Below are 9,591 nucleotides of genomic sequence, written 5' to 3'. Positions count from 1 at the left end.
TTCATGTTAAGTGACGTTTGGTCTTTAAATGGCAGATATAGAACTCTTCACCTCACCTGGTTTGCCTTTTTCCTTACTTTTGTTGTTTGGTTTAACCTCGCACCTCTTGCAACTACTGTTAAAGCCGATTTAGGTTTATCTGTTGCTCAAATTAGAACAGTAGCAATATGTAATGTCGCTTTGACTATCCCTGCAAGAGTTTTGATTGGAATGTTATTAGATAAATTTGGCCCAAGAAAAACTTACTCAACAATTTTGATATTTTCTGTCGTGCCATGTTTATTATTTGCTAGTGCTCAAGACTTCAATCAACTTGTTATTGCGAGATTGCTTTTATCAATAGTAGGAGCAGGTTTTGTTATCGGAATAAGAATGGTCTCTGAGTGGTTCCCTCCGAAAGAAATTGGTTTGGCTGAGGGAATATATGGAGGATGGGGAAATTTTGGATCTGCTTTTTCTGCTCTTTCTCTTGTTGCCGTAGCTGGATTCTTGTCTTTTTCAGGAGGGTTTGAGTTACCTACTGGAGCTGTACTTAATTGGAGGGGAGCTATTGCTCTTACAGGAATTATTTCTTTCGTTTATGGAATTATTTATTTCTTTAGTGTGACTGATACACCTCCAGGAAAACCTTATCAAAGGCCTGCAAAAACAGCTGGTTTAGAAGTAACGAGTATAAGAGATTTCTGGGGTTTAATTGGAATGAATGTCCCATTCGCAGCAATTCTTTCAGTCCTATGTTGGAGACTTCAAAAAGTAGGTTTCCTTACTTCATCTACTTATCCAATAGCCTTAATCGCAGTTTTAGCTTGGTTTATTTTCCAAACTTGGGGAATTATAAGAACGAATATTGAATTATTAAATGGAACTAAAATTTACCCTAAAGAAGATAGATATGAATTCAAACAAGTAGCGATCTTGGAATTAACTTACATTGTAAATTTTGGATCAGAATTGGCAGTAGTTTCAATGCTTCCTAGTTTCTTTGAATTTACATTTGATTTACCTAAAGCTGTAGCCGGAATTCTTGCATCATGTTATGCATTTGTGAATTTAATAGCTAGACCTGCCGGAGGATTGATATCTGACAGAACAGGCAATAGAAAAAATACAATGGGATTCCTAACTATGGGATTAGGGTTTGGATATCTATTGATGTCTTTAATAAAACCTGGAACTTTTACAGGATCAGCAGGAATTCTTATGGCTGTATTTTTAACGATGCTTTGTTCATTTTTTGTACAATCTGGAGAAGGTTCAACTTTTGCTTTAGTACCCTTAGTTAAAAAAAGAGTAACAGGACAAATAGCTGGATTGGTTGGGGCTTATGGAAATGTTGGTGCGGTAACTTATCTAAATATTTATAGCCTTTTACCTTTATGGATGGGTGGAGGTAAAGATCCTTCTCCAGAAATAATTGCTGCTTCAAATAGTGCCTTCTTCCAAGTTTTAGGTATAGCAGGATTAATAGTTGGATTCTTCTGTTATTTCTTTTTAAAGGAACCTCAAGGATCATTCGCGGATGCTTATGAAGGCGAAAAAGCTGAAAATTATGTTTAACCAATAACTATTTAGATATTTATAAAAGAAATTTTATGAATTTTACTAAAAGTCAATGCCCATATTGCGGTGTTGGCTGTGGTTTAAAAATGAAGCCTAAAAGTTCGGTTTCTGATGATAAATGGTTAGTAAGTGGAGATAGGGATAGTCCTTCAACTCAAGGTAAATTGTGCGTAAAAGGAGCAACAGTATGTGAGACTTTAAAAGACGGGAGATTAAAAGAACCACTTTATAGGGAAAATTTAAATGAAGAATTTAAAGAAATTTCCTGGGACGAATCATACGAAATTCTGAAAGAGAATATTTTGAGTTCTATAAAAAATTATGGACCTGATTCAATAGCTATGTATGGCTCAGGTCAATTTCATACTGAAGATTATTACGTAGCCCAAAAGCTTCTCAAGGGAGCAATAGGCACAAATAATTTTGATGCTAATTCAAGACTATGTATGAGCTCAGCAGTAGCTGGATATAACAGAAGTTTTGGCTCTGATGGCCCACCTTGTTGTTATGAAGATATTGATCATTGCTCTTTAATTTTATTAATAGGGACAAATACTGCAGAATGTCATCCCGTTCTTTTTGATCGAATTAAAAAACGTAAAAGAAATGTAAATGATAATTTAAAAGTAATAGTAATTGATCCAAGAGAAACTGAAACTTCATCCATAGCAGATTTTTACTTACAAATTTCTTCTGGAACAGATCTATTTTTATTTATTGGGATTGCGAATTATCTTTATAAGAATCAATTAACTGATCAAAATTTCATTGATAAGTCGACCGAAAGCTATTTTGATTTTGTAAAACATATACAAAAATGGGATTTAAAAAAAATAAGTGAAATTTGCAATATATCCGAGAAAACAATTATTGATATTGCAAAATTATGGGGAGAAAGCAAAAATGTTCTAAGTCTCTGGTCGATGGGTTTGAATCAAAGGCAAGAGGGTACAGCAGCAGTAAATGGGCTAATAAATCTTCATCTAATGACCGGCCAAATAGGCAAAGAAGGTTCTGGTCCTTTTTCCTTAACTGGCCAACCAAACGCTATGGGTGGGAGAGAAGCTGGAGGACTATCGCACCTTCTTCCAGGATATAGGTTTGTAAAAAATAAAATAGATAGGAATGAAATTGAAAAAATATGGGGGTTCCCTGAGGGAAAGATATCTGCAAAACAGGGTCTATCTGCATTTGAACAAATAGAAGCTATAAAAAAAGGATCTGTGAAAATTTGGTGGATTGCAGCTACGAACCCTTTGGTTAGCATGCCTAATTTAAACTTTGTAAAAAAAGCACTTTTAAAATGTCCTTTAATTATCCTCAACGAATCTTATGAACAAAGTGAATCAATTAAATATGCTCATCTAGTATTGCCCGCAGCTCAATGGAGCGAAAAAGATGGTGTTATGACAAATTCAGAAAGAAGAGTAACCCTTTGCCCATCTTTCAGAGAATCGAATAAAAATTCAAAACCAGATTGGCAAATATTTGCTGAATTAGGACAGAAGATAGGCTATTTCAAACAATTTGAATATGAATCTTCATCGGAAGTTTATGATGAATTTTTAAAAACTACTACAAAAAGATTATGCGATATGAGCGGATTATCATATCAATTATTAAAAAATCATGGTCCTCAACAATGGCCTTATCCTAAAGGCAGCGTACCTAGTACATCTTCAAAAAGATTATATGAAGATGGTTATTTCCCAACTGAGACTGGCAAAGCAAATTTTTGTATTGATGATCCTATTGGGTTGGCTGAACCCCCTTCAGATGAGTACCCACTAATTTTGACAATTGGAAGATATCTAAGTCAATGGCATACAATGACAAGAACTTCTAAAGTTCAAAAACTTACAAAAAAGAATCCAGAACCGTTATTGGAAATTAATTCTAAAGATGCTTTATCTTTAAAAATCAAAAATGATGAAATAGTAAAAATTAAATCCAAAAGAGGGGAAGTTCAAGCAAAAGTTCAGATTACTGACAAAATTAAAGCAGGTACAGTTTTTTTACCAATGCATTGGGGTTTTAGTCAAAAAAATATGTGTGAAGTAAACTCTTTGATGCATGAAAAGTCATGCCCGATATCAAAACAACCGGAATTAAAAGCATGCTCAGTAATAATTGTTCCAAACTAGGCAATAATCTTATTTCAGAATCTCATCAAATGCTCTATCCAAATTGTTGTGTTCATGACTTGGTCTAACTAATTTGCAAAAAGCAAATCTATCTAATTCGTTTAAATTTCTCCATTTTTCAACTGAAATATTAATTCCCCTTGCTAGTGCCGATTTTAAAACTTGGTCAGGAACTTTATTTTTATTTTGCCAAGGTTGATTAATTGAAATTTCTATTTCTTTTGCTTCTCCATATTTTGAATTAGATGTAATTTCTTTTAAAAAAGTTTTTAAATCAATGAGATCGTTTTTTGAATCTGGCCAATCTACTATCTTATTTTTTTCAATTAAATTAAAATCTTGCCAATGAGTAAGTTTTAATTTTATTCCAATTAAATCAAGTTTCCTTCTTACACATAAAGGAATGCATCTTAAGTCTTTAATAAAATCATCCTCGAAATTAAAATAATGATTTGATTGACTGTTAACCAAAATTAAATTGATATTTTATTAATAAATTAATGCTAAGTATAAAAAATTGATATTAGCTTTATTAAAAATTTTATTTTTTGTATTATTGAATAAATTGCTAAATGGAAATGGATAAATCTTTAACTCATATTAATGAAAGGGGAGAAATGAACATAGTTGATATTTCAGATAAAGTAGAAACTAAAAGAGAGGCTTTAGCAGAAGGATATATTAATTTAAACAAAGAAATATTAGAAAAAATAAAAAATGAAAAAATTAAAAAAGGTGATATTTTTGCAGCGGCTAGATTTTCTGCAATAAATGGTGCAAAAAAAACCTCAGAACTTATTCCTCTCTGTCATAATTTATCATTGAATAAAATCACAATTGATTTTGAAATTTGTGAATCAATGAAAGCAATTAAAATTATTGCTTTTTGCAAATCTCATTCTAAAACAGGTGTTGAGATGGAGGCTCTTACATCAGTTTCAATTGGTCTTCTCACTCTATATGACATGCTCAAAGCTTTAGATCCTTTTATGACTATTGATAATATTCGCCTTTTAGAAAAAAAAGGTGGTAAAAATGGAATATTAAAAAGAAGTTAAGTACTCACAATAATGGGAATTGATATCAATAATCAGGGTCTTTATTTAAACGATGCTATTAAAAAAATCTTGGAAGAGATGGATACTTTAATAGTGAATAATGAAATTTTACATAAGGAAGAGATCAATTTAGACGAAGCACTTGGAAAAGTTTCTATGGAGGAAATCTTATCTGAGGAAGATATGCCAGGTTATAGATCATCAGTTATGGATGGATATGCGTTAGGAGAATCAACTAAAGGGAATAAATGGAAAATTGTCGGAGAGTCTTTTCCCGGAAAGCCATTTAATGATCTTCTTAAAAAAGGTGAAGCTGTAACTATTAGCACAGGTTCATTTGTGCCAGATAATTGTTTTTCTGTGATACCTCAAGAACAAGTTTCTTTAGAATTTTTAAACGGAAATGAGTATATTGTTAAAAAAGAAACATCATCTAATAACTCTTGGATTAGAGAAAAAAATGATCAAGTATTTAAAGGTGAAATATTAATCAAGAAGGGGGTAAAGATTACACCTGGGATTTTAAGTAAATTAGCAAGTTGTGGGATAAAAACTATAAAAGTTAGTAAAATTTCTAAATTAGGTTTACTAATTACTGGAGATGAACTTATCAAATCAGGAACTGCAAGAAAGAAAGGAGAAATATGGGAAAGTAATAGTATTTTGATAAAATCAATTGCAAAAAATCTTGGATTTGAAATTAATGAAATTCATATAGAAAAAGATAATTATCAAAATATTAAAAATTCTCTTAGAAATATTTCTGAATTTAATGATGTGGTTATTTCAGTTGGTGGGATATCAGTGGGTAAAAAAGATTTTTTAAAAGATATTATTAACGAGATAGGAGAGATTAAATTTTGGAAACTATTTTTAAAGCCAGGAAAACCCTTTGCTTTTGGATTGATAAACAAAAAAATTCCTTATTTTGGATTACCTGGGAATCCCGTTTCAGCAGCTATTACTTTTATCCAACTTGTTTGGCCCGCACTTCAGAAACTTGAAGGAATTACTAATATTGAATTCCCTCTTAGGATTAAGGTTAAGCTGAATTCTGATTTGAAAAGAAGAAAAGGGAGACCTGAATTGCTTAGAGGAAAACTTATCGTTAATGAAGAAGGTGAATTAATTGCAGATATTTCTGAAGAACAATCCTCATCAAAGATTAGTTCAATATCTAATTCAGATTTATTAATAGAAATACCTTCTGAAATTGATTTTTGTCAAAAAGGAAATTTATTATGGGCACAACTTTTAAAAAATAATTTTTTATAATTTAAACCCTAAGTCAGTATTCTTTTTTACCCATGAGGATCCTTTGAAAGTCCATTCTTTTTTCCAAAAAGGAACTTTGTATTTTGTAAATTCAAGTATTTCTTGGAGATATTTATTTGCAATGCCTCTATGATTAGCACTTACTGCTATTAAAATAATAGGCTCGTTAGGGTAAATGAAACCTATCCTGTGCAAGAGAAAAATACATAAATCATCCTGTTTTTCAGAAATTTTCATTAAATATCTTTTAATATAATTTTCGGTCATTCCTTTATAATGAACAATTTCTAGTTTCTTTAAATCATTTCCAAATTGATCAAAGGGCCTTACTCTCCCAATAAAAAATGAGTTTGCTGAATTTTTATTTACCTTTTCCCAAAGTTCGAATTCTTTATAAGGATTAAAAGTCTCTTCTAGGATTTTAAATTTTATTCTTAAATTATCCACCGGTAAACATTGGCATAAATGCCACCTCATCATCCGGATTAATCATCGCATCCATATCTGTAATTTCTTGATTAATAGAAACGATAATATTATCTTGCGGTAAATTAGAATTAATTAAATTCCATACAGAAAAAACCTTCATTTGAGACCCTTCAATTGTAAGAAATTTTTCATTCCATCCTAGATCTTCAGCGATACTAGATAATAAAACCACCTTAATTTTGTTAGATTTTTCAGTTTCCATCTATAGTGATCTAGTAACTAATGGTTTAATTTTAAGTGGTTTCTATAGCTTTGCTTACTGTTTCTGATACTCGTAACACAAAAAATGATGAGAGTGGAAATTATCTCCTTCACGAGGCTGAGAGATCAGGACACAATGTCGTTGATAAGATAATTTGCAAAGATGATATTTATTTAATTAGAAAATATACAAGCGATTGGATCTCAGATCCAAATATTGATGTGATTATTACTACAGGTGGTACAGGAATTACAGCTAGGGACGTTACTCCTGAAGCTATTAGACCTTTATTAGATAAAGAGATTGATGGTTTTGGGGAGACTTTTAGATTTTTATCATTTAAAAAGATAGGAACTAGTACTTTACAAAGTAGGTGTATTGCGGGGTCTGCAAATGGTAAGTTTTTATTCGTTTTGCCAGGATCTAAGGATGCTGTTATGACAGGTTGGCAAGATATAATTTCTTATCAACTTAATCAAAATACAAAACCTTGTAATTTAATAAATCTCATTGATAAGTTAAAAAAATAATTCTCTAGTTTATTTATTTATTAGAAATTGATTTGAGATCAATTTTTGATTTTTTATGCATTTAAGTAGAGAAGGATCTTTTATCTCATTTTCTAATTTTGATAATTGTTCAAAACTATTATCATTCCAAATGCTCCCTAAAGAAAAAATTGCATATTTAGCGATTTCTAATTCTTTATTTAAAGAATATTTATAGAGTAATTTACAAACTATTTCGCTTTCTCTTCTTTTTAAAATAGAGATTATCTTGTAGTTGATTTTGAAATCATCGTAAATTTTTATTTGATCAATAAAAGATAATAATATTTCATCAGTTAATTGATGAGCTTTGAAATGAAGAATATTAAGACCTGCAATCCAAAAATCTATTTCGCAAATATCGAATATTTCTCTAATTAATGTAAGTTCGATTTCTCCTCCCCAGGGCTCTAAAGCATTAATTATATGAATATTTAACTTATTATTTTGATAGAGATTTTTTAGTAAAAGATCTTTTGCATCTTTTTCATTTGTTAATTTAAGGGCCTCAATAAATTCAACTTTAAGGCCAAATTTTTTTATCATCTTTTCAAGTAAAAAATAGCCTTTCCTTTCTTGCATACCTATCTTTTCCGCAATAACTTTACGAATCTCAAAAGATAATTTCAATGAATAGTAGGAAAAAAGAATATCAAGATCTAATTTTTTTGAACCTAATCCATTTAAAACTTCTAATATTTCAGATTCACTTTTGCTCATTAATATATTTTAGGTTTTTAACTTTGCATTAAACTTGTTGATTAAAATTTCTTTGATTAAATTATAAATTTCATGTTTACTAACTTTTTTAAATTCGGTTTCACCTAAAGTTTGCAGGTGATCTTGTCTTCCTCCAATACTGACATTATATCCATCCTCAGTTCCACCTCCCTCTTTTTTTACCTTTGTACCAGTCATGCCAATACCACCCATATGAGCTTGTCCACAATTATTTGGACAACCTGTCCAATGGATTTTAACCTCCTCTGATAATTCAAGTTCTCGATCTAATTTTTCAGAAATATTCCTTGCTATATCTTTGGTATTTGCAAGAGCAAAGCTACAATAACTACTCCCTGTACATGAAACAGTACTCGCTGAAAAATGGGATGGATTTAATTTGAATTTATTAATAATTTCTTCATTACCAAATTCTTCTAAAATATTATCTTTCAGGCCAACAATAATTAGATTTTGATCTTCGGTTAGTCTTACTTCACTCTGTCCATATTTTTCACTTAATCTTGCAATTTCTTGTATGTCTTCTACACATAATCTTCCTACCGGAATGTGTAATCCAGCAAAGTAAAGATTATTCTGTTTTTGTTTATTAATCCCAAATAAACTTCTTTGTTTTTCGTTGAAAATTGAGCCTGGATCGTTCGATAAAGTTCCAAATTTTTCTTCTACAAGTTCTCTAAATTTTTCGATACCTATAGAGTTCAAATAATATCTAAATCTTCCTTTATTTCTTAGAAATCTATCTCCATTATCTCGCCAAAGGGAACAAATAATTCCAGTTATTTTGCATATATCTTTTTCTTCTACCCAGACATCTAGAGGTATAGCATAAGCATTCAAAGTTGCTGATAAAATTCCTCCTACCCAGACACCAAAGCCTAATATTCCATTTTTAAAAACAGGATGAAAGATAAGATCATTATGTAGAAGAAAATTATCTTTTGCTCCTGCAACTGCAGTATTCCACTTCCTTGGTAAATTCGAGAATTCGGGGTTGCCATTACCAGAATTTGTTAAGTAATTTTCTAATTCAGAAGTATATTTTCTTGTATCTATAATTTCTTCAGGATCAATTCCCGCTAGTGGATTGCCAGTAACATTCCTTGGATTATCCATTCCAGACTGAACGGATGTAATATCAACCTCTCTAAGTCTTTTAATAATATCTGGTAGATCATTTATCAAAACCCCCCTTAATTGAATATTTTGCCTAGTTGTTATATCTGCAGAACCGTCTTCTCCATATCTAGCGACTATTGACGCGATTACTCTCAACTGATTAGAGTTCAGAATTCCATTGGGAACTCTAAGCCTCATCATAAATCTTCCAGGAGTTTTTGGTCTCCAAAAAAGGCCATACCACTTTAAGCGCATTTGCAAATCTACTTCATCCATCTCTTCCCACCCTTTAAGAGCATAATCATCTAATTCTTCAAAAATTTTCAGACCATCTTTCTCCGCCTTTTGCTTTTCAATCTTATTTAATTTTTTATCATTTAAATAATATTGCATATTAATTTTTATTCTTTTATTCTTATGAGATTTTAGACAATTTAATGTTTCCTCATATACAA

General features: G+C 30.9%; 10 protein-coding genes. 5 read left to right on the top strand and 5 right to left on the bottom strand.

The features are described from left to right. Positions 1–3: 3 nt before the first annotated feature. Both MK115_RS05370 and MK115_RS05365 read left to right on the top strand, forming a co-directional pair. Complete coding sequence (locus MK115_RS05370) at positions 4–1,557, top strand: NarK family nitrate/nitrite MFS transporter (RefSeq protein ID WP_079294905.1); 1,554 nt, start codon at positions 4–6, stop codon at positions 1,555–1,557. 35 nt (positions 1,558–1,592) lie between these two features. Next, positions 1,593–3,704 (top strand): molybdopterin oxidoreductase family protein, encoded by a 2,112-nt coding sequence (locus MK115_RS05365; RefSeq protein WP_287609988.1) that lies wholly within the window; start codon positions 1,593–1,595, stop codon positions 3,702–3,704. Positions 3,705–3,713: 9 nt separating this feature from the next. Here the strand turns inward: MK115_RS05365 and MK115_RS05360 are convergent, their stop codons facing one another. Then, entirely contained in the window at positions 3,714–4,175 is a 462-nt protein-coding gene (locus MK115_RS05360; protein WP_025926746.1) for a nitrate reductase associated protein, read from the bottom strand. 107 nt (positions 4,176–4,282) lie between these two features. On the opposite strand from MK115_RS05360, the gene moaC reads away from it, so the two are divergent. Both moaC and MK115_RS05350 read left to right on the top strand, forming a co-directional pair. Beyond that, positions 4,283–4,762 carry a cyclic pyranopterin monophosphate synthase MoaC gene (gene moaC, locus MK115_RS05355; RefSeq protein WP_197049552.1) on the top strand — a complete coding sequence of 160 codons (480 nt, stop codon included), beginning with the start codon at positions 4,283–4,285 and terminating at the stop codon, positions 4,760–4,762. A gap of 12 nt (positions 4,763–4,774) precedes the next feature. After that, positions 4,775–6,037, top strand: coding sequence for a molybdopterin molybdotransferase MoeA (locus MK115_RS05350; RefSeq protein ID WP_287609984.1), 1,263 nt, complete (start codon positions 4,775–4,777; stop codon positions 6,035–6,037). Here the strand turns inward: MK115_RS05350 and MK115_RS05345 are convergent. Beyond that, positions 6,032–6,484, bottom strand: a complete 453-nt coding sequence (locus tag MK115_RS05345; RefSeq protein WP_158078988.1) for a molybdenum cofactor biosynthesis protein MoaE — start codon at positions 6,482–6,484, stop codon at positions 6,032–6,034. The genes MK115_RS05350 and MK115_RS05345 overlap by 6 nt on opposite strands. Further along, positions 6,477–6,728: a MoaD/ThiS family protein gene (locus tag MK115_RS05340; RefSeq protein WP_162514974.1), complete on the bottom strand. Its 252-nt coding sequence runs from the start codon at positions 6,726–6,728 to the stop codon at positions 6,477–6,479. Before MK115_RS05340 ends, MK115_RS05345 begins: the two co-directional genes overlap by 8 nt. Positions 6,729–6,763: 35 nt before the next feature. Between MK115_RS05340 and moaB the strand changes: the two genes are divergently transcribed. Further along, complete coding sequence (gene moaB, locus MK115_RS05335; protein WP_079294891.1) at positions 6,764–7,258, top strand: molybdenum cofactor biosynthesis protein B; 495 nt, start codon at positions 6,764–6,766, stop codon at positions 7,256–7,258. Between the two features lie 9 nt (positions 7,259–7,267). On the opposite strand, the gene MK115_RS05330 is transcribed toward moaB, so the two are convergent. Together MK115_RS05330 and MK115_RS05325 are read right to left on the bottom strand one after the other, a co-directional pair. After that, on the bottom strand, positions 7,268–7,996 hold the full coding sequence (locus tag MK115_RS05330; RefSeq protein ID WP_287609979.1) for a hypothetical protein: 729 nt from the start codon (positions 7,994–7,996) through the stop codon (positions 7,268–7,270). A 9-nt stretch (positions 7,997–8,005) separates the two neighbouring features. Continuing rightward, positions 8,006–9,529, bottom strand: a complete 1,524-nt coding sequence (locus MK115_RS05325) for a ferredoxin--nitrite reductase (RefSeq protein ID WP_287609977.1) — start codon at positions 9,527–9,529, stop codon at positions 8,006–8,008. Positions 9,530–9,591 lie beyond the last annotated feature (62 nt).

It is taken from the genome of Prochlorococcus sp. ALOHA_ZT_50, from assembly GCF_022447305.1.
In the GTDB taxonomy this organism is placed as follows: domain Bacteria; phylum Cyanobacteriota; class Cyanobacteriia; order PCC-6307; family Cyanobiaceae; genus Prochlorococcus_A.
Note: the sequence above shows the minus strand (reverse complement) of the source record. Positions and strands in the feature narration are given on the sequence as shown.